We start from the raw sequence: 20,535 nt of genomic DNA on the forward strand, positions 1-20,535 counted from the left end.
CAAGCTCTACCAAGGACAACTCCCCCGCCCCGCCGCTTAGAATCGTGTCTCACATGTATCGAGACACCCGTGTCCCACATGTATCAAGACAGCACACGTCGCCGAGTCCGAGTTTCCGCGCACCACGATCAGTCGGCGACGATGGCGTCGATCTGACCGAGTGCCAGTGCCATGCCCTCGTCCATGCCCATCTCGACGAGTTCTTCGAGCTGGCTGAGGCTGTCGAATCGCGAACGTATGGTCATACGTGTTGTGCCACCGACGTCTTCGAGGGTCGCGATGGCGTGGGTGACGGGCATCGTCGACGACGGGTTGCCGGAGTCGTCGGCGAAACCGTCATCGAAGGACAGTGTGGTCGGCGCGAAGATCTCGGTGAAAAGCCACCAGCCGGCGGCTTTTTCGCCCTCAGGGCCGGTCATGTAGTACGACGCCCTTCCGCCCGGAACGAAGTCGTGGCTCTCGAAGGTCGCGGGCCACGTCGGCGGTCCCCACCAGCGCTCGAGTTGTCGAGGGTCCTCCCAGATCTGCCACACCCGTTCGACTTTTGCGTCGAACTCGGCGACCATCGTCATGGTCAAATTCTCCGCATCCTTGTGGGAGCTGATGAACGGCATGGATTCAGCCTTTCTCGTCGTGGGAAAGTAGTTCGTCGATCCGGTCGACTCGACGTCGCCAGATCTCTTCGTATGCGTCGAGCAGTGCGCGGGCTCGTGCGATGGTGTCCAATCGAACTCGCACGATCTGCTCCCTGCCACGCTTGTGTTTCGTGATCACGTCGGCGCGTTCGAGAACGGCGACGTGCTTCTGCACAGCGGCAAAACTCATGGCGTAGTGAGCCGCCAATTCCGACACCGACTGTTCGCCGACAGTGACCCTCGCGACGATGTCACGCCGGGTCTTGTCGGCGAACGCCTGGAACAGGCGATCGACCTCATCGTCACTCAACTCATCTACAACCATTTGGTTGTAGGTTATGCCCGCCTTTCTCTCGGGTCAAGGGGGTACGCCCGAACCTTCAGGCAACATGGAGTGCGGGACGGCGATCGACGCCGTGCGAGAGGGGAGGCGTTGTGCCGATTCGACCGGCCATGATCGGCGCATTGACGATCGTGCTGGGCGCACTCGTGGTGCTGGTTCTCGATATCCACACTGCATGGCATACGCCCTCCCATCTGCGCCGAACGATCAGCGAATACGGACTCGGCGCGCAGCAGTGGGTGTTCTCGATCGGCGTCGTACTGCTCGCATTCGGTTCTGCACTCACCCTCGCGTCCGCGATTCGATATCGCCTCACTCGGCCTGGTGCAGCCGCCTCGATCTTCCTCACGCTGTGGACCGTGGGGCTCATTGCCGTCGTCGCTGTGCCGAAGCAGGACTGGTCGAACGACGCCTCCCTGAGCCTCGGCGGGACGATCCACAGGTTGGGGGCTGCCGTGGCGTTCGTCAGCATCCCGGTCGCGGTGTTCGCGTTCTCGCGGCCCTGGCTTCGGGGCACCGTGTGGGCAGTGCGCGCCCGCGTGACCATGGGACTCAGCGCGCTCTCCGTCGTGACACTGATGCCCATCGTCTACGCGCTGGCAGTGGGAGCAACCGGCTCGCGGCCTTGGTACCGCGTCGTCACACTCGGCTACGTGGAGCGGGTGCTCGTCGTCGCCGAAGTGATCGCATTGATATCGCTGGCGCTGTGGGTGTGGGCGGCAGAACGCAGGAGCCTCACCTCGAAGGCGACTCGGGAGCTGCGAGCCTCTCAGCCTGTCTGAGGGAACCGATCGAGCACGCGTCGCGTCCAACCGTTCAGTGACGTCTGTGTCGAGAGGTTGGACGAATGCGGCTGGTGGGTGGGCGTTTGCTCGCGGTGGTCTGTGCTTCGGCGCTGGTGCTGACGGGTTGTGGGGGCTCGACGCAGGGCAGCCCGGTCGCGAGTGGGGACGCCTCGACGGAATCGACGACGATGGCGGCCGGTCCGGAGCCATTCGATCCATGCACCATTCCGAAATCTGCCGTGACGGCAAGTGGATTGGACGTCAGCACTGAGCGACCGGATTTCGCAGGTCTCACCACCTACCCAGGTTGGAAAAACTGCACCTGGGACGCCTCCGGAACCAGCCCTTGGTATTACCTATCCGTCATGTCATCGATCAACTCGATCGACGAATACTTGCGGAGCCCACAGAATCAACGCCAATTGCCGTTGCAGGTCGGCTCACGCGACGCGGTGAGGTACAACACCGATTACCAGGGAGATCCGCCAACTGGCTGCGACATCGTGCTCGACGTAGGGGGAAACCTGATCATCTTCGCCTTGGACAGGATCGGATTGGAAGACGTTTTGGGGGACCCTTGCGCCGAGGTCCAAAGACATGCCACCGAGCTCCAAAGCTTTTTGCCGGCCTGAACAGGGGACGCAATGATCAACGAATCCGAACGACTCGCCCAGAACTTGACCCACTGGCGGTCTCTACGACAGCAAGCATCGGACGGCACACTTCATATCGAAGCGGACATGGCGCGCGCGTGTGACAACGTATGTGCAAACTACCTGGACGATTTGTACAGAATGCTCGAAATGACGCTCAGGCTGTCGAAACCCGAAGCGTTCGGAGAGCTGCCCTCAGCACAGATGCTCGGGGCAAAGTTTCACCGTTTGGCGGTTGGGGAGGACGGCTCAGCTCGGTTCGCAATTACGCGACAGATCGAGATAATCAAGACGATGCGGGAGTTCTTTCGACACTATTTCGCCAGTGTCGAGGCGACCGATACAGACACCGCGTCCGCGGTCGAAGCTCTGTCACCACCGCGATAGACGCCGATTCCCGACGACCCAGGTGCTCGGTCGTCGGGAATCGCAGATCGAATTGCTCTGTCAGCGAGCGAGTTCCACGTCCGCTTCCTCGTCGACGAAGGGGTCACCGTTTCGCGGAGCGTTGTAGCGCTCGAGGTCGAGAATTCCCTCACGCTTGGCGACGATGGTCGGCACCAATGCCTGACCGGTCACGTTGACTGCGGTGCGTCCCATGTCGACGATCGGTTCCACCGCAAGCAACAGACCGACACCGGCCAACGGCAATCCGAGTGTCGACAGCGTGAGGGTGAGCATGACCGTCGCACCCGTTGTTCCTGCCGTTGCGGCGGAACCGATCACGGACACCACAATGATCAGCAGGTAATCGGTGATGGTGAGATCGATGCCGTAGAACTGAGCGACGAAGAGCGCTGCAATTGCGGGGTAGATTGCCGCGCAACCGTCCATCTTGGTCGTCGCCCCGAGAGGTACCGCGAACGACGCGTACTCGCGCGGAACTCCGAGGTTGCGTTCGGTGACGCGCTCGGTGAGTGGCAGGGTTCCGATCGACGAACGCGAGACGAAGCCCAGCTGGGTGGCCGGCCACACTCCCGAATAGAAGTTGCGCACCGAAAGGCCGTGCGCGCGAACGATCAACGGGTACACCACGAAGAACACCACGGCGAGGCCGACGTAGATCGACACGGTGAAGACTCCGAGTGAACCGATGGCATCCCAGCCGTAGGTCGCCACTGCGTTGCCGATGAGAGCGGCGGTGCCGATCGGTGCCAAGCGGATGATCCACCACAGCACCTTCTGCACGATGGCCAAAAGTGACGCGTTGAACTCGAGGAACGGCTCGGCCTTCTTGCCTACCTTGAGTGCAGCGATGCCGATGGCAGCAGCGATGACCAGCAACTGCAAGATGTTGAAGCTCAGCGATGTGGTTGCGGTGCCGCTGTCGGCGACCGTGGTCCTCGCACCGAGCGCGAGGAAGTTGTTCGGCACCAGCCCCGTGAGGAACGACCACCACGACCCGACGCTCGACGGATCGCCCGCCGAATCTGCGCCCGCGCTGGTACGCGAGCCGGGCTGCGCGACCAACCCGATCACGATGCCGATGATGACGGCGATGAATGCCGTGATGGCGAACCACCACAGCGTCTGGATCGCCAGACGGGCAGCATTGGTGACCTCGCGCAGGTTGGCGATGGAACTGACGATCGCCGTGAACACCAGCGGGATCACCGCGACGGTGAGAAGTTTGACGTAGCTCGAACCGATGGTCGACAGGGTGCCGACCAACCAGTTCTCGTTCCCGTCGGCGGCGTCGGGCATCGATCGGGCGATGAGTCCGAATACGACTCCGAGAATGAGTCCGGCAATGATCTGTGGACCGAATGCGGTTGCCCAGGTAGGGACACGGCGCGTTCGGGTAGCGCTGGGCGCAGACATGGATATGCCTTTCGAAAAGGAGAGGTATCGCCAGGGATGGGCGACAGAAGTGCTGGTCGGCCGATGGGCCGAACTTCAGGGGGTTGCGGTCTGGAGGACCGTCAACAGGTAGCGCTGGCTTGCAGACGCAAGTCGACATACCGTCGAGAGGTCAGCAGCGGATTCACTGATCGAACGGTACTCCGCCTCCGAACTGTGCAATCAAGCAGGGGCGGGCTCTGAGGGATCACTGTGGAATCGGTATGGGTGCGCTGCGGCGACCCTCGGTCGCCGTATTCGTGGGTTAGCTTGAGGTTTCCTGACGACGACGAAACGAGATCATGAGTACCGAATCGAAGCCCCGAGGATTGGGCCGGCGACTCGTCGGTGCCTTCTGCGCGGTGGTCGCCGCCCTGGTTGCCGTCGTTCTGGCATCGGCCGGTTGGGTGGCGTATGCGACGGCGGGGAAGGTCTACGACGTCGACGATGCGCCGGACGCGCCGGTGGCCATCGTCCTCGGTGCACAGGTACGCGACGGCAAGCCGATGCGATTTCTGGCCGGACGGCTCGACACGGCGATTGCCTTGATGGCAGCGGGGAAGATCAAGGCAATCCTGGTCTCCGGTGACGCGGACGGCAACTCCGGCAACGAGATTCAAGCCATGACCGACTACCTGATCGAGCACGGAATCGACCCCAGTGTGATCATCGGAGACGATCACGGCATCGACACCTACGACACCTGCGCCCGAGCAAAGGAGACGTTCGGCGTCGAACGGGGACTGATCATCAGCCAACCCCTCCACGTGTCGCGAGCAGTAGCGTTGTGTGAGGACATGGACCTCGACGTCGACGGAGTCACGGCCGAGTGCATCGACTGCAATACCCTTGCAGTGGTGCGTAACTACGCGCGAGAGTTGCTGGCGCGCCCCAAAGCGGTACTGGATCTGTGGTCGGGTCGCGACCCCGTGGTGGTGTCTCCGCCCGTCGATTCTCTTGCGAACATCACCGATCGATGAGTGTGCCCGACGGCGACATCACAGTCCCGACCGTGGTGCGAGACTTGGCGGGACCTGACGATATCGAGCCGGTGTGGTCGAATGAACTGGGCGGGTTGACTTTTCGTCTCGGCACAGGACGCTACGTCAAGTGGACGCCGGTCGCGGCCTCGATCGACTTGGAGGAGGAGAGGCGTCGTCTGCAGTGGGTGATTCGATACAGCCCGGTGCCCGAGGTCCTCGACACCGGTTCCGATGACTCGGGCTCCTGGATGGTGACCGAGGCCTTGCCGTGGGGGAACGCGGTAGCCGATCGGTGGAAGACCGACCCGGCTGTCGCAGTTCGAGGGGCGGCGACCGGCCTTCGGGCGTTTCATGATGCTGTCCCCGTCGCACAATGCCCGTTCGATTGGTCGGTGATCTCTCGCATCGGCGATCGCGACCTGCCGGTCGAACCGCCGCCGATCGATCGACTCGTCGTGTGCCACGGCGACGCTTGTATGCCCAACACCCTGATCACCGACGACGGATCCTGGGCAGCACACGTCGACATGGGCACCATGGGCGTCGCCGATCGATGGGCAGACCTGGCACCGGCAATCTGGAGCACCGAGTACAACTTCGGACGCGACTACTGCGCGGCCTTCTTGGACGCATACGGCATCGACCTCGACAGTGAGCGCCTCGCTTACTACCTGTGGTTGTGGGAGTCCACGTGAGCAGCAGAATCGAACGGAGCCGCGCGCGGCTAGAGTGAGCGAGCCCGGTTCGACTACTCAGCGGACCCGTGTATTCAGGAGAAGTGGACGCTTGAGCTGGATTCGCTTGAACGACGTTGCCAAGGGATACGACCAGAAGGTGATGCTGCGCGAGGTGTTCTTTCGTCTCGCCGACGGTGATCGCATCGGGCTGATCGGGCGCAACGGAACGGGCAAGACCACCCTGCTGCAGCTGCTTCTCGGGCGTGAGACGCCCGATACGGGGACGGTCGATGTCACCGAGGGAGCCCGGATCGGGTACTTCTCGCAGTTCTCGGAACTGGACGGCGATCGCAGCATCCAGGCGGAGCTCGAATCGCTGTTCGGCGCTGTCCACGCGATCGAGACCGAATTGGCCGAGGTTGAGGCCGCATTGGGCGGTGACCTGGACGAGAAGCAGATGTACAAGCTCGTCGACCGCCAAGCCGAACTGCTCGACGCCATGGAGAACAGCGGCGGTTGGACCTACCACCAGCAGATCGACACGGTGCTGTCGATGCTCGGATTCAACGCCGAACGACGTGAGCTTCCTGTCGATCGACTGTCCGGTGGTTGGCGCAACCGCGCAGCGTTGGCCAAGATCCTCATCGAGGCCCCGGACGTCCTACTCCTCGACGAGCCGACGAACTTCCTCGATGTTGCCGGAATCGCGTGGCTCGAACGTTGGCTACGAGATTTCCGCGGCGCGCTTCTCGTTGTCTCGCACGACCGCGCATTCCTCGAGCAGGTCGTCACCAGCATCGTCGAAATCGAGAACCATCACCTGCAGACGTACGACGGTAGTTATTCGGAATACGTTCAGCAGAAACAGTTTCGACTCAAGAACCTCGAACGTGAGTTCAGCAACGAACAACAGCTGCTGGCCTACGAGCAAGAAGCGATCAGTGATCGCAAGGAAGCAGTGAAGAACCCCAGCGGGGTGCTCAAACGTCGACTGGCGAACATCAAGAAGAGCAAGAGTCCACGGCCGGTCGACACGGTGGTCACCGCTATCTACGGCGGTCTGCATGTGCACGACAACCTGGCGGAGATCAACGGGATCGCCAAGAGCTATGGGGAGCAACGACTCTTCGACAACATCTCCTTCACCGTGCACCGCGGTGACCGCATCGCCATCACCGGACCCAATGGATGTGGAAAGACCACTCTCGTCGACATTCTCGTCGGTGCCGAGCAGCCGGACAGCGGCAAGATCAAATGGAAGACCAAAGCGCCGTCGTTCATCTACTACAACCAGGTGCTGGCCGATCTCGATCTCGACGACACGGTGTCGCATTCGGTGAACGCGATGCCGGGCAGTCTCGCTCTGACGGCGACGAAGAAGGAAGTGCACCGCTTTCTCACGTTGTTGCAGTTCTCCGAGATGGATCTCAAGTCGAAGATCGGCGTGCTGTCCGGAGGGCAGAAGGCACGAGTTGCATTGGCGCAGTGCCTGTTGTTCGGCGCAGGCGTCATCGTGCTCGACGAGCCGACCAACCACCTCGACCTGCAGAGCACCCAGGTGCTCGAACGCGCACTGATGGCGTTTCCCGGCGCGGTGATCCTGGTGAGCCACGACAGGTTCTTCGTCGAGAAGGTGGCATTTCGGCAGTTGTCGTTCGACGGCAAGGGCGGCGTCACCGAAATCGCCGGTGTGCAGATGGCGTGACCAGAGCGGGCTACCCGTTGATCTTCGACGCGGACGTGCCCCACTCGGCGTCGCGCAGCTCCTTCTTCCTGATCTTGCCGGTCGATGTCTTCGGCAGCTCGACGATGAATTCGACGTTGCGCGGGGCCTTGTACGACGCGATGGCCGATTTCACGTGCGCCACGAGCTCGGCTTCCGAGGCGTCCGCGCCGGGCACCAGCACCACGAACGCCTTCGGTCGCTCTCCCCACTTGTCGTCGGGAACCCCGATGACCGCAACATCGGCGACGGCAGGATGGCTCGCCAGCGCCTGCTCCACCTCGATGGTCGAGATGTTCTCGCCGCCGGAAATGACGACGTCCTTGGCGCGATCGAGTAGCTGAACGTAGCCGTCGGGATGCATCACCCCGAGGTCACCGGAATGGAACCAGCCGCCCGCGAAAGCCTTTGTCGTTCCGGCGGTGTCGTTGTAATACCCCTTCATGACGTTGTTGCCGCGCATGACGATCTCGCCCATTTCGCCGCCGTGGGGTTCGACGTCGATCAACACTCCACCGGGACCGGGCTTGTCGCGTACCACGCGCAGACGGTCCGCAGTGAGCATGCCGACTCCCTGTCTGGCCAAACGACGAGCCTGTTCGTCGGCGTCCAGTTCGAGCCACTCCTGCTTTGCTTCGCACACCGAATAGGGACCGTAGGTTTCGGTGAGGCCGTAGACGTGTACGAGCGTTGCTCCCAATGCTCGGATCTTGGCGATGATCGTCGGGCTCGGAGGAGCTCCCGCTGTGACGATGGTCAGCGGTCGATCGAGTGAATGTGCCTCTGCAGCAGTGGCGAGAGTGGTCAACACGGTCGGCGCACCGGCAAGGTGATCGACGCCGTTGTCGATGGCCGACCAGATGGCGTCGCCGCGCACTCCGCGAAGGCATACGTGTGTGCTGGACGCGGCTGTGACCGCCCACGTGGTGCACCACCCGTTGCAGTGGAACATCGGCAGCGTCCATAGATAGCGGGTGTCGACACCGAATCCCTGGTGGTGCAGTTCTCCCAGGGAATTGAGGTAAGCACCGCGGTGGGTGTACATCACGCCCTTGGGTCGACCGGTGGTGCCCGAGGTGTAGTTGATCGTGATGGTCGACGTCTCGTCGTCGACCTCCCACTCCATCGGTTCGTCCGTGCCCCGTTCGAGGAATGCGTCGTATCGAGTGGTGTGCGGCAGCTTCTCGTACGTGCCGTCCACCGAGGGAGTCTCGACGATCTCGGTGACCGAATCTGCGATGGGATCTGTTCCAAGGCCGGCCAGCAGTGCCGAATCACCCACCAACAGAACCGAACCGGAATGATCGCAGATGTAGCGAACTTCGTCCGGTGAGAGCCTGGTGTTGATCGCGACCAGAACGGCACCGGCCAGCGGCACCGCGTAGTGCGCGAACAGTAGCTCCGCCGAGTTCGACGCGATGTACGCCACCCGATCTCCATGGCCGACACCCGACGCGCGCAGTGCGTGCGCGAGCCGAGTGACAGTGGCGGCGAACTCCTCGTAGGTGAATGTCCTCGGCCCGTCCACCACGGCGGTCTTGTGGGGGTGGACCTCCGTTGCGCGTTCGAGAAAGCGCAGGGGCGTCAAGGGAGTATCGAGACCGGTCATGGCAGTCAATGTAGCGCGCACTACGAGGCCAGATCGGATTTGTCGATACGTTCGCGCCCACCGGTAAGGTCGGCGCGTTCGGCGGCAGCGCGGCCGGCATACGATCCCGCCGCATTGTTGCTGCTGAACCTGATCGTTTTCGTCGCCGGGTACCGGGCGGCGTACACACGATTCACGGCATCGGATCGCTTCGCCAGGATGGGCACCAGTGCAGAACCGTGTTGCTGTGTTGCAGCCGCCGTGGCTCGCTTGCGTGCGTCCTGGAGTCGTTCGCCGACTCGATGGGCGTATGCGATCAAGAATGCGTTGCGGAAGCTGCGTGTGCGCGTAGTCGGAGATTCGGCGACCTCGTCGAGTGCACGTGCCGACTGGACCAGCAGCGAGGTGTACAGCAGCTCGCACAGATCGAGATCGACGGGCATGCCGATGACGCTGGCGAGCAAGTACTTCTTCTTCCATAGCGTCCTGGTGCCATTTGCATGACATACGCAGTGCAGCAGAAGCAGTTTGGCTTTGGAGTACGGATTGCTCACCATGATGCGACGGGTGACGACATCGTCGATCAGGCTGCGATGGTTCCCCGCGTCGAGAAGCGCACTGTCGATCGCGTAGCGGGTCATCAGATCCTGGGCCTTGGCCGATAATGCCTCGGCCTCAGCGGGGAATTGCGTCGACTCGGCTTTGGCCAGCAGCCCTCGTATTCTGCCGAGCATCTTCGAGTCCGTGGCTTGTCCGGGGCCGCTCGCTGCCGACTGTGAGGTCCATCGACCCGGAGGGGGCAGGAGCTGCTCGAGGGGCAACAACCACGTCGCACAACCGAGTACGAGCAACAGCGTGTACCAGGACTGCGCCGACGATCGTCGGTTGTACGACCGCCACCGCCGAAGGCGCTCGGCCGTCGTGCCCCCTGCGTACTCGATATGCAGCTCGGACAATTGATCACGCCAGGAACCCGGAGCGAGGCGCTCCGCCGAGCTTCGCGCCGCGTGTGCGCCGATAGCCTCGACCATGACCACTGTGGCGTCGCCTCCGGCGCACTGGCGGGCTACGTGCACCAATTCGGCCGGCTGCCAACCATTCTCGAAAGCAGCATCGAGAGCCTCGTCGAGTGTTCGCGCTGCGCGGTCGTGCTCCGGACGACTCTGTTGCTCGCCCACAGCGGCCAAGCGTTCTGCAACCAGCCGGACCCTGTCTCTCCCGGCTGATCCGAGTTGGGCGAAACCGATTCCGCTGTCGAGCAATTCGCTCGGGTCGGCATCCTCCCACGCGTTCGTCGCGCGCGTGTACTTGAAAAAATTGTCCAGATCGATACGACTCATCGTCGTCCCCTCCACGTCCCCCGGTGTGGTCCCCGAACTGTTCGGTGAGACGCAGAGTAAGGGAGGGGTCTGACAAACTATTCGAACGTGTCAGCGAGGAGCGAGCATCTGCAGTAGTTCCTCGACGGACGGCAGGCCGGGTATCACTGGAAGGTTCGGAACAGGAGCGGCGGCGGGCGGTGCCGTCAATTCGATGCCGCCGAGGCCCGCCATGACGTCGTCGGTGTTGGATCGGGTCGGTCCGTACGTGTTGGATGCAATGACGAAGTCATCGCCGATCGACGCGGACGCCACCACACTCGATCGGTCGTCGGCCCATCCCCACTTGGTCCCGGTCACGCCGGGCAACTGCTCGGTGCCCCAGTCCTGAACCATTCCATCGCGTGCCACAGGAGCCGCGGTGTTCATCCATGCGAGGACGGGGCTGGCGGGATCGGTGCGCTTCTTCGCCGCCAGGAATCGCACGGTGTCGGCTGTGCTCGTGGACGAGTTGCCCCAGAAACCGCCCCGCGAGGTAGAGGTGAGTCCGTATTCCGCGGCGGTTGCCGAAATCGCCTGTGGGTATTTGTTGTCGAGCGTCGAAGCGGCACCGTCGTCGCTGACCTGGACCATCCTGGCGGCCAGGTCGAGGTCTCTGGGCGAACCGTCGCCGAAGCGGACGACGTAGTCGGCCATGTAGAGCTTTACCGTCGACAGTCCTGGGCGCGCCGAGTTGTCCTCCGCGCTGCCCACGTAGGTCCCCGTCGGGATGTGTTCGTACGAGATCGAGGTTCGGGCCGGGACATTTGCGAGGTCACCGGGCGTCGGCAGAGCCTGGGCCGGTACTGCGCACACCAACGCCACGGCAATACCGACAATTGGGACAGCAGTCCTGGTGAAGATGCGTCGCAGGGCCGTCATCTCGTACTCCTCGAGGTGTTGGCCCGCCGCGAATCGGTGGCCGATGCCTCGGTGTACCCCGATGGTCGACGCTTCAACCTCGACACTGTTTCCCTGGTTCTGCGGCCTTCGTCACCTGGATGAATGTGGCTTTCTTGCAGTTGGAGTGACGGAAAGGCGCATTGATCCCAACCGAGGTGAGCAATCAGGAGCGGCGCAGAGCAAGCAGCCTGTCTTTCGAGCGTCGTAGCGTGCCCCGGTTCGCCCCGGTCGGCCAGGTGTCGGGCAGCTCGATCGGATCCGGCAGGCGACCGGCGTTGAAGTCGTCGACCAAATGGCCGACGGTTTCCTGAGCGCAGGATTTGTTGGTGCCGATGAATCCCGAGGGACCCCGCTTGATCCACCCGGTGACGTAGCTGCCGACTGCAGTCTGCCCGCCGGATTCCTCCAGCACACGGCCGCCGGTGTTGGGAATGATGCCCGCCCGGTCGTCGAACGGAACTCCGGGAAGCGCGACACCGCGGTAGCCGATGGAGGTGAGGACGAGTCCGGCCTCGATGCTCTCCACGTCGCCGGTCGAAGTGCTGCGAACCACGTCGTCGCCGTCCGCGGAGAGGCCCATTCGGTCGAACTCGATTCCCGTCACGCGGTCGGTGCCCAGGATTCTGGTGGGAGAGAGAAGGTAGCGCAGAGTGATTCGCTTGCGGCCGTCGCTGTGCTCGGGGGATTCGTCGACGTGGCGAAGCAGTTGCAGCTTCTGTGCCACGGCGTGGGGTAGGTCGTCGGTCGCGGCGAGTCGGACGGTGACGGGATCGAGTGCGAGTTCGCTGCGATCGATGGCCAGGTCGATATCGGGGACGGTCAACAATCCGGCGAACTCGGGCACCGTGAAGGCGGACTGAGCCACTCCGCGTCTGCCGACGACGACAACTTCACGAACTGCGCTGTGGCGCAGGGCGTCCAAGGCATACGGTGCGATGTCGGTCTGGGCGAGCGCATCCGGATTCATCGTCAGAATGCGCGCGACGTCGAGTGCAACGTTGCCATTACCGATGACGACGGCACGTTCGTGCGAAAGGTCGAAGGTGCGGTGCGCGTGATCGGGGTGGCCGTTATACCAGGCGACGAAGTCGGTCGCCGAACTGCGCCCGGGCAATTCGGCTCCTGGAATGCGGAGCTCGCGATCCGATGATGCCCCGACGGCGTAGATCACGGCATGGTGGGTGTCCATCAACTCGTCGTGGGTGACGTCCTTGCCGACCTCCACGCCGAGGTGGTAGGTGAATCCCTCTTGCGCGGAGATGGTTTCGAACAACCGGGACACCTGACGTGTCTTCTGATGATCGGGTGCGACGCCGAGTCGGGCGAGGCCGTGAGGCCGCGGAAGTCGATCGTAGACATCGACGCGAACGCCGGGTTGGGTGAGCAGCTCGTCCGCTGCGTACATGGCCGACGGTCCCGATCCGACGATTGCGACTCGTAGCGGCTGACGATCCCTCGATACCGAGGCTGCAGGGGTGACCGGTGCCAGGATGGGCCGCGGCGGGCGCTCCTGCTTGTAGAAATCTGCATTGATCGTCAGGAACGGCAGTTGCGCCTCGGTCAATTTCGCCTGCGGCACAATGGCGTCGACGGGACAGGCCGAAACGCACGCGCCACAGTCGACACACGATTGCGGGTCGATGTGCAACATTTCCGCCGTCAGGAAGTCCGGCTCGTCTGGAGTGGGATGAATGCAGTTGACGGGACACGCGTAGACGCATGACGCGTCGCTGCAACATGACTGGGTGACGACGTGGGGCATGAGGGTTCCTGACGGCAGAGGCAAGAATGGCTGAGCGGCGAGAGGGCTATGCGGCGAACTGGCTCGAGCTGCGGTCGGGTTCGCTACGGAAACGCGACGCTTTGCCGTCGATTCCGCACAGCTTCCACACCAGGCGAGCAGCGCGGTTCATCATGCCGGTGTCGGTGGCCAGCATGCGCACATCTCCGAAGTAGTCCTGGAGCGCGTGCTGTGATTCCTCGGTGCCCCAGAACAGGTCCTTCTTCACCTGCTTGGGAATGTCGAACTTGGTCCAGAACTTCTTCGGCGGAATGACGATGACGTCGCACAGGATGCGCATCGTGACCGGGAAGGCCAGCGAGAGCAGGAACCGCCCGGCCTTGGACATCTTGGGAACGCGACGTCGCAGCAACTGGTGCGCGAACGAGATGTGTCGCGCCTCCTCGGCGACGTGAATTGCCATGACGCTCTGCATGATCGGATGGATGTCTTCACCGGACCGCAGGACCGACTTCTGAATGTGGTCGATGGGTTCCTCGCCTGCGAGAACGCCGACGAAGAACAGTTCGGGCAGCAGCGTGGCGAACAGGGGAATGAACGGCGAGAGCATCTTCATGGGCCGACTCATGCCGGGGGCGTCGGAATCGACGCGGTTGACCATCTCCTGGAACATCAGGGTGTGGTTGCACTCTTCGATGGATTCGTGAGTGCAGTAGCGTGCCTCGGCCGAGCCGTTGGGCAGCGAGAACACGTACTGCATCATGCCGCGGATCAGGATGTTCTCGAACTGAAGACCGACCTTGGCGACGTTGGCCTGGCGCCACATGCCGATCTCGATCTGCCTGTCGAGCGATAGTGCGCGGTACCAGTCGTGGCCGCCGATCGGGTCCGTCTTGGCGGGGAGTACCCAGCGGGGATCGTTCGCAGGTACCGCGAACTTCTCGGACTCCCAGTCGATGTCGACGTACGGATCGAAGTGCTTGTGCACAGAACCCTCGGACAGCAAAGTGAGTGTCTCGTTGTACTGCTGTTCGTCCGTGGTGTCGGTATCGACCGAAACGGACGTGGTGCCTGTCGTCAGTGTCATGGCTTCTCCAAACGAGGTGCGAACATAGGGTTAATGTAACCCCAGTTAACACGAAAGGGAAGCGCGTAGAAGAAATCCTGTTGGGTCGCCGCCTACTGTTCGTCCGAACGCTCGTCGGAGATCTCTGCCACCTCGTCGGTCTCGAACAGCTGCAACTGGATCGCCGACGGATCGACCACCGGCGTGACCTGCTCGGGCGTGCTGCGCAGTACCTCGCGCAGAGCGGTAACCGCGCGGCCCCACTTGCCGGCTTCTCGGTCTGCCTCGTCGACATCGCAGTGCTCGTCACCGAGGTCTGCAGCGACCGCGATACCCCGCCACGACGCCTCCTGCTCGGCGCTGATGCGCAGGTAGGAGACGACGACATCGCGATCGGAGGAGCAACGACCGAGGACGGTGTCGAGGTCGAGGGATTCGTCGGACCGGTCGAGAAGCTCGACCAGTTCGAGCAGCCCGTCCGGAAAGTCGTCCGCGTCGATCGACGGCGGAGTCGGTTCCCCGAGTGCGCCGCCGAAATCCTCGGCGAACTTCTCGTCGACCTGCTCCCACACGTGGCTGAGCATCCGCACCGCCCACAGCAGGTGATCGGCAACGAAGGGGGACCCGCTCACTCGCACCTGCGCGACGATGCAGTCCTGCACCAGGTGCAGCATCACGTCGGGGAGTTGAAGATTGAGATCGACCAGCAACTCGGCTGCGCGGGTTCGTCCGGATACGGCGTGCACCAGCGTCGAATTGATCTCGACCACAGGTTCGGTGGGCTTGACCGACACGTACGCGGTACCGCCCGCGAACCGCAGGGGGATGTCGCCGTCGGGGTCGTGATCCGGCGGGAAGCCGAACCATGGCTCGAGGGCGCGGTCGACGAGTTGCTGTAGGTGCTCCTTGCCCTTCGGTTGCACGCACAGTGGGACGACGGCCGTGTCGGTCTCGGCGGTGGTGGCGTCGAAACTCGGGACGTCGTAGCGACCGGTGGCGCGTGAGCCCAGGAAGGACGGGTGGGGCAGACCCCAGATGTCGCGAAACACCGCGACGGTCTTCTTCGCCAGATCATCGGACCACGAGCGATTTCGGTCGACGTGTGGTGCCGTGGGCTCCGAATCGACCGACGTGCGAAATCCGATATGGCTGAGCGCATCTCGCTGCTCGACGGTGATGGCACGGCTACTGTGCAGATGCTCGTTCGCGGGAATTTCGCAGCGGACCATATCCAGATCCCAGGCATAGAACTGCACACAGGCGGCGGTGTCGGGCACACCGTCGGTGGTGTCGTAACGCGACTCGATCACCAGCGCATCGCCGTCGCGCATCGCGCTGACGTAATCGCCGAGCTTGCGCTGGAAGTGCATCCAGGCAGCGTCGACGTCGAAGTCGAACTCGAGTGAATCGCTCATGTCGGCTCCTTACCCAGATCGCGTCGACGTAACGCGCAGTCGGTGACGCTAGCGGCGACCACCGACAGGGTCTCGGCGCTCGCGTGGGTTGTCACGACGATGCCGAATCCTCGACCGAGCCGTAGAGCGGGTCGTCCTGCGACTCCTCGTCGATCACACCGAACGGCTGCGCCTCGGCCACACCGTCCAGCACTGCCGGACGCAACGCGTGCGGAACGGCGAGTACTTCCTCGATCCTGACGAGGATGCCCTGCTCGATGAGGGATCGAACGCGGTGGTCGATCAGCTGTGCCGTACGCAGATCCTCACCTTCGAGCTCGGCGTAGTCCTCGCCCTCGTTGTTGATCGGCAGCTCGTCGGTCATGGCAGCCAGCAGCGTCTGCACCGCGAACGTGTTGGCCAGCGACCGTGACACGTCGGGGTCGTCGGCGTCTCCCGACAGCTGCACGCGAACGTGTTCGGCAACCAGCTCGTGCACGGTCTCGGCTCCACGGCCGGCCAGCGAATGGGCGTTGTCTCCCGGACGGGCGGTGTCTCCGTCGATGCGAATCAATTCGGTGGCGATGGCCGTCGACCAGTAATCGACCGCGGCACCCACATCGAGTCGGGCGGGATCGACCAGGGCCGAGCCGACGGCCTCCTGCAGGTCGGCGTTGTCGGCCACCGCCAATCCATCGGCCACACGCGCGACGATGTCATCGAGGGCGGGCAGCAGGGGAAGCGCCGAGATCGCGGCGAGTTCCTGGGCCAGGGAAACGTCTGGCAGGTCGATGTCGTCGGCATCGAGCATGTCGGGCTCGTCGCCCTCGAGGAAGTCCGAGAGGTCTTCCATGCAGTGCGCGTAGTCCTCGGGGCTGCCGTCCCAGAGATCGGTCTCGTCGAGGAATGTCAGGTATTGCAGCGAGGTGAGAACGAGATTGACCGCGGTGTCCTCCGCAGTGTCGGACTCTTCCTGCAGGATCCGTTCGGCCGCATCCACCAGCAGGTGCGCGTCTGCGGGAAGCCAGGCGCTGGGCGAGAATCCCTGACGCGCCCCGGCCAGTTGGGTCAGTGTCGACGACACGAGCCGAGAGATGGCCTCCGACTGTTCCGACATCTCGCTCTCGTCGAGCCATTCGACGAAACCGTCGATCAGGTCGGCGATGCGTTCGGTGGCGGCACCGGTCGGGGCCGGTCGGGATTGCTGGTGACGCCGTTGCCGGGCCTTGGTCTTTTCTGCGCGTTTCTGTCCGCGGTTGGCAGGCCGCTTCGATCCCATGACTCCCAGCTTATCTGTTGGCATGTCCGGTTTCGTCGATCCGTGCCCTCAGCGAAGAAGGAACGATCCCGCAGCCGCGGGAAGAGCTGGATCCGCGGCACGGCGATACAGCTCTGCGGGGCGGCCGCCACCTGCGGTCGAGGTTGCGCCCGTCCCTTGCAACGAGCCGATGACGTGGCGTCGGAAAGTGTCTTTCGGCAGCGGGCGATCGAACACGATCTCGTACAGCTCACGCAGTTCGAGAAGGGTGAATCGAGCGTCCGTCAACAGCGCGGGATCGACCTCACGCGCGTAGCGATGACGGAGGTCGAGCACCGCCTCGGTCACCATGTCGCCGTGATCGAAGGCCAGCGACGAGACCGGTTCCGAGCCGTCGATCGGCATCGATTCTGTTGTGGGAGCAAGTGATCGAGCCGATATCGCTGCGCTGTGCGCCATCGACAGTACCCATCCGCGGTCGTCGCGATCAGGACCGTCGAACATCCTCAGCTGATGGAAGGAGAGATCGATCAGGCCTGCCTTTGTCCTCAACGCGCGGTCGGCCGCGTCGGCGAGAGTCTCCGACGGCCGCAGGAAAGTGCCCGGTAACGCGAGGCCGCGGTCCGACCGAACGACGACGACGTGCAGTCGCCGTTCGCGGATGGTCAGTACTGCGACGTCGACGGCCACCGAGGGGCGCGGATAGTCGGTCAGAGCCTTGCCGTCTTTGTCTCGCCACGTCATGCCTTGCATCTTAGCGCCGATGTGATCTATGGTTAGCGCAATATCAATCTAAGGGGTAGAGATGCGGTTGACCGACATTCAGCACGATCGGGCGCGAGGGGTTCTGCTCGGAACCGCGGTGGGCGATGCGTTGGGCGCAGGATACGAATTCGGGTATCCCACGTCCGAGGAGACCATCGCCATGATCGGCGGCGGATCATTCGACTGGGCTCCGGGCGAATGGACCGACGACACCTCGATGGCGCTTTGCATCGCGCGCGCACTCGAGCAGGGCGGCGACGTCGACGAGATCGCCGGGTACTTTCGCGACTGGTTCGACCAGAACCCTCCGGACGTGGGGAACCAGACTCGGCTGGTGCTGTCGCAGCCGACACTCGACGGTGCCGATATGACTGCGGTGGCAGCGTCGTTGGCCGGTAGAACCGGCGGCAACGGATCACTCATGCGAACGGCACCGGTTGCCCTGGCCTACCTCGACGACCCGGCCGGTTGTCGAGATGCTGCGGCGCGGATCAGTGCCCTCACCCACTCCGATCCCCGTGCCGGTCAAGCGTGTCAATTGTGGAGTCACGCAATTCGATACGCGATTGTGAACTCCACCTACGACGGCGTGACCGAGTTCGTGAACGAGGCCGAAGCCGACGTCCGCGAGTTCTGGAAGCCCCTGCTTCGTCAGGCACAGGAGGGGCAGCCGTCCGACTTCCCGAACAACGGCTGGGTGGTCCACGCTCTGCAAACGGCGTGGTGGGCAATCCACCGATCTGCCGACGCGGAGCAGCCCCTGCCCGCCGCTCTGGAACTGTGCGTCCGCGCCGGCGGCGACACCGACACCACGGCGGCCATAGCCGGAGGACTCCTCGGAGCGCGTTGGGGCGCATCGGCGGTGCCGAGCGAATGGCGCGACATCGTCCACGGCTACCCGGGATTGCGCGCCGACGACCTCGACCGAATCACCTCGAACATCATTGCAGCGAAGGAGCTTTCATGACAGTCATCGACGTCGTCCAGGGCGACATCACGGACGTGGCGGCAGACGCGATCGTCAACGCGGCCAACACGCGATTGCTCGGCGGCGGGGGAGTGGACGGTGCCATCCATCGAGCCGGTGGACCCGAGATCCTCGCAGAATGCAAGGCGCTGCGGGCCACCACCCTGCCCCACGGCCTCGACATCGGGGCAGCCGTCGCCACCACTGCGGGCCGACTTCGAGCCGGCTGTGTCATCCACACCGTCGGCCCGCGCTACTCCCCGCACGAGGACAGATCGGAGCTGCTGCGACTGTGCTACGCCCGGAGTCTGGCGCTGGCAGCGTCGATGAACATGAAGTCCATCGCATTTCCACTGGTTTCCGGCGGCTCCTACGGATGGCCGATGCAGGATGCAGTCACCCAACAAGTCCTGGCAGTCAAAGCTGCCCGACCGTCGGTCGACCTCGTCATGCTGGTCGCCTACTCCCACGAAGCCGCGGACCTGACGCGGCGGTTGGTGGGTTGACTGTCATCAGTTCTCGCAGCCGACGCCATCTTCGTCACGGTCCAGTTTGATGCTGTAGCCCGGATCCCCATAGTAGATCGGGGCTGCACCCGCCGCACGGACCGCATCGCAATTGGCGTACGAGACAGCGGAAGGCACTGCGGCCAACGGCGCGGGAGCGGTGTAGACGGGCTCGGGTGTGTACACCGGTTCCGGCGTGTAGACGGGCTCCGGGATGTACACAGGTTCGGGCTCGGGCAACGGGATGTATTCCGTGGTCGTCGGTATCTCGACGGCGGCGGCCACCGGCTCGGTGGTCGGAGCCGCGGTCGTCGTGGTCGGGGCCGGTGTTGTGGTCGACGGCGGTGCGGTGGTGGTCGTGACGGTCGGCAACGCGGGCACGGCCGCGACCGGTGCGATGGCGGTCGGGGTCTCGGTTTCGGTCGTGGTGGTCAGCCCGATCACGAACAGGGCGGGGAGGACGGCGATGGCCGGTGCCGCCCAGACCTTGCGACCCCGCGCGGGCGACGAGCGAAGGTACGTGACTCCGCTGCCGACCAGCAACGCGCCGACGAGTAGCGCACCGAACTCGAACGAGACCACTGCCCCGATCAGAAAAAGTGCACCGAAAACAATTGCGACCCAAGCGAATATCTTCCCGAACAGGGGGCGGCGAGGCGTCTGTGGCTCGGGTGCCGGGCGCTGAAAGGGTGGTGGGTAGGCACTGGTCATGTCGAGGGTCCGTTCGGGTCGCGAGGGGTGTCGATGCCGCGGCCGAGATGTCACCCGCGAGACCGGAAGCTACCGTCTCGTTCTGTCCGAACCGGTCGGTCGCATTTCCGTTCACCATGTCGCACCGACCGGGCTCCTCGTTACATCCCGTGTGAGAACGCCAACCGCCCGATCAGTAGAGCTCGCGAAAGCCGCCGATGGCAGTGATGGAATTGCCGTCGGGATCGGAGACCGACGACAGTCGGACCCCCTTGTTCGCGTCGACGATGGTGCCGAAGTCGATACCGCGGGAACGAGCGGCATCGACGAACACCTCGATGTCTCCGACGGCAACGTTGAACAACGACGAGCCTGCCCGCTCGGGATCTACGGTCACCTGCAGCCACGCAGCCGAAGCAAGCCGCCACTCCACCAGACTCGGCATCGGATTGTTGTCGGGGCGGCGGTCGAACAGCTGCTCGTACCACTGTCGTGCCGAGTCGATATCGCGCACCGCCACCACGGCAAGCACATGTTCGATCATTGCGTTCTCCTCACAATCGTTCGGGTTCGCAGATATGGACCGGATCCGGCGGCCCGACTCATCGCGCAGAATCTGTCGGTGGCTCGAGTAGGGTCGTCACGAGTCCGAAATCGGGCA

21 protein-coding genes are annotated in these 20,535 nt (G+C 63.4%); 8 read left to right on the forward strand and 13 right to left on the reverse strand.

The genetic code is table 11. The features are described 5' to 3' along the window. Nucleotides 1-128 precede the first annotated feature (128 nt). Both CH274_RS24350 and CH274_RS24355 read right to left on the reverse strand, forming a co-directional pair. Nucleotides 129-614, reverse strand: coding sequence for an SRPBCC family protein (locus CH274_RS24350; RefSeq protein ID WP_094659214.1), 486 nt, complete (start codon nt 612-614; stop codon nt 129-131). Between the two features lie 4 nt (nt 615-618). Beyond that, nucleotides 619-960 carry an ArsR/SmtB family transcription factor gene (locus CH274_RS24355; protein ID WP_032395060.1) on the reverse strand — a complete coding sequence of 114 codons (342 nt, stop codon included), beginning with the start codon at nt 958-960 and terminating at the stop codon, nt 619-621. A gap of 110 nt (nt 961-1,070) precedes the next feature. Here CH274_RS24355 and CH274_RS24360 point away from each other — a divergent pair, with 110 nt between their 5' ends. From CH274_RS24360 to CH274_RS24370, 3 genes are all read left to right on the forward strand, one after another. Then, complete coding sequence (locus tag CH274_RS24360) at nt 1,071-1,760, forward strand: DUF998 domain-containing protein (protein ID WP_256993685.1); 690 nt, start codon at nt 1,071-1,073, stop codon at nt 1,758-1,760. Nucleotides 1,761-1,825: 65 nt separating this feature from the next. After that, nucleotides 1,826-2,395, forward strand: coding sequence for a DUF3558 domain-containing protein (locus tag CH274_RS24365; protein ID WP_094659215.1), 570 nt, complete (start codon nt 1,826-1,828; stop codon nt 2,393-2,395). 12 nt (nt 2,396-2,407) lie between these two features. Then, the gene (locus CH274_RS24370; RefSeq protein WP_143546635.1) at nt 2,408-2,803 is read left to right on the forward strand and encodes a hypothetical protein; all 396 of its coding nucleotides are present in this window, start codon (nt 2,408-2,410) and stop codon (nt 2,801-2,803) included. A gap of 60 nt (nt 2,804-2,863) precedes the next feature. On the opposite strand, the gene CH274_RS24375 is transcribed toward CH274_RS24370, so the two are convergent. Further along, entirely contained in the window at nt 2,864-4,237 is a 1,374-nt protein-coding gene (locus tag CH274_RS24375; RefSeq protein WP_032395064.1) for a dicarboxylate/amino acid:cation symporter, read from the reverse strand. A gap of 320 nt (nt 4,238-4,557) precedes the next feature. Here CH274_RS24375 and CH274_RS24380 point away from each other — a divergent pair, with 320 nt between their 5' ends. From CH274_RS24380 to CH274_RS24390, 3 genes are all read left to right on the forward strand, one after another. Next, a complete protein-coding gene (locus CH274_RS24380; protein WP_045194325.1) occupies nt 4,558-5,235 on the forward strand; it encodes a SanA/YdcF family protein in 678 nt (225 codons plus the stop codon). After that, nucleotides 5,232-5,933 carry an aminoglycoside 3'-phosphotransferase gene (locus CH274_RS24385; protein ID WP_094659217.1) on the forward strand — a complete coding sequence of 234 codons (702 nt, stop codon included), beginning with the start codon at nt 5,232-5,234 and terminating at the stop codon, nt 5,931-5,933. Before CH274_RS24380 ends, CH274_RS24385 begins: the two co-directional genes overlap by 4 nt. 91 nt (nt 5,934-6,024) lie before the next feature. After that, on the forward strand, nt 6,025-7,620 hold the full coding sequence (locus CH274_RS24390) for an ABC-F family ATP-binding cassette domain-containing protein (RefSeq protein ID WP_179275855.1): 1,596 nt from the start codon (nt 6,025-6,027) through the stop codon (nt 7,618-7,620). Between the two features lie 10 nt (nt 7,621-7,630). On the opposite strand, the gene CH274_RS24395 is transcribed toward CH274_RS24390, so the two are convergent. The 8 genes from CH274_RS24395 to CH274_RS24430 form a co-directional block, all read right to left on the reverse strand. Further along, entirely contained in the window at nt 7,631-9,247 is a 1,617-nt protein-coding gene (locus tag CH274_RS24395) for an AMP-binding protein (RefSeq protein ID WP_094659219.1), read from the reverse strand. Nucleotides 9,248-9,267: 20 nt separating this feature from the next. Further along, on the reverse strand, nt 9,268-10,566 hold the full coding sequence (locus tag CH274_RS24400; protein WP_143546637.1) for a DUF2786 domain-containing protein: 1,299 nt from the start codon (nt 10,564-10,566) through the stop codon (nt 9,268-9,270). 90 nt (nt 10,567-10,656) lie between these two features. After that, on the reverse strand, nt 10,657-11,466 hold the full coding sequence (locus tag CH274_RS24405) for a hypothetical protein (RefSeq protein WP_094659221.1): 810 nt from the start codon (nt 11,464-11,466) through the stop codon (nt 10,657-10,659). A 184-nt stretch (nt 11,467-11,650) separates the two neighbouring features. Then, complete coding sequence (locus tag CH274_RS24410) at nt 11,651-13,249, reverse strand: FAD-dependent oxidoreductase (protein ID WP_094647316.1); 1,599 nt, start codon at nt 13,247-13,249, stop codon at nt 11,651-11,653. Nucleotides 13,250-13,295: 46 nt separating this feature from the next. Continuing rightward, the gene (locus CH274_RS24415) at nt 13,296-14,315 is read right to left on the reverse strand and encodes an AurF N-oxygenase family protein (protein ID WP_094659222.1); all 1,020 of its coding nucleotides are present in this window, start codon (nt 14,313-14,315) and stop codon (nt 13,296-13,298) included. A gap of 92 nt (nt 14,316-14,407) precedes the next feature. After that, nucleotides 14,408-15,709 carry a T3SS (YopN, CesT) and YbjN peptide-binding chaperone 1 gene (locus CH274_RS24420; RefSeq protein WP_094647318.1) on the reverse strand — a complete coding sequence of 434 codons (1,302 nt, stop codon included), beginning with the start codon at nt 15,707-15,709 and terminating at the stop codon, nt 14,408-14,410. A 91-nt stretch (nt 15,710-15,800) separates the two neighbouring features. Further along, nucleotides 15,801-16,967 carry a hypothetical protein gene (locus CH274_RS24425; RefSeq protein WP_094647320.1) on the reverse strand — a complete coding sequence of 389 codons (1,167 nt, stop codon included), beginning with the start codon at nt 16,965-16,967 and terminating at the stop codon, nt 15,801-15,803. Between the two features lie 48 nt (nt 16,968-17,015). Further along, the gene (locus tag CH274_RS24430; RefSeq protein WP_094647322.1) at nt 17,016-17,690 is read right to left on the reverse strand and encodes an NUDIX hydrolase; all 675 of its coding nucleotides are present in this window, start codon (nt 17,688-17,690) and stop codon (nt 17,016-17,018) included. 61 nt (nt 17,691-17,751) lie between these two features. On the opposite strand from CH274_RS24430, the gene CH274_RS24435 reads away from it, so the two are divergent. Next, on the forward strand, nt 17,752-18,678 hold the full coding sequence (locus CH274_RS24435) for an ADP-ribosylglycohydrolase family protein (protein ID WP_094659223.1): 927 nt from the start codon (nt 17,752-17,754) through the stop codon (nt 18,676-18,678). Then, complete coding sequence (locus CH274_RS24440) at nt 18,675-19,184, forward strand: O-acetyl-ADP-ribose deacetylase (RefSeq protein ID WP_094647325.1); 510 nt, start codon at nt 18,675-18,677, stop codon at nt 19,182-19,184. The genes CH274_RS24435 and CH274_RS24440 overlap by 4 nt, the downstream gene beginning before the upstream one ends. Nucleotides 19,185-19,190: 6 nt before the next feature. On the opposite strand, the gene CH274_RS24445 is transcribed toward CH274_RS24440, so the two are convergent. Together CH274_RS24445 and CH274_RS24450 are read right to left on the reverse strand one after the other, a co-directional pair. Next, nucleotides 19,191-19,895, reverse strand: a complete 705-nt coding sequence (locus CH274_RS24445) for an excalibur calcium-binding domain-containing protein (RefSeq protein WP_094659224.1) — start codon at nt 19,893-19,895, stop codon at nt 19,191-19,193. A 172-nt stretch (nt 19,896-20,067) separates the two neighbouring features. Next, complete coding sequence (locus CH274_RS24450; RefSeq protein WP_032395074.1) at nt 20,068-20,418, reverse strand: VOC family protein; 351 nt, start codon at nt 20,416-20,418, stop codon at nt 20,068-20,070. Between the last annotated feature and the right edge of the window lie 117 nt (nt 20,419-20,535).

Source organism: Rhodococcus sp. 06-418-5, from assembly GCF_002258285.1.
Taxonomy (GTDB): Bacteria; Actinomycetota; Actinomycetes; order Mycobacteriales; family Mycobacteriaceae; genus Rhodococcoides.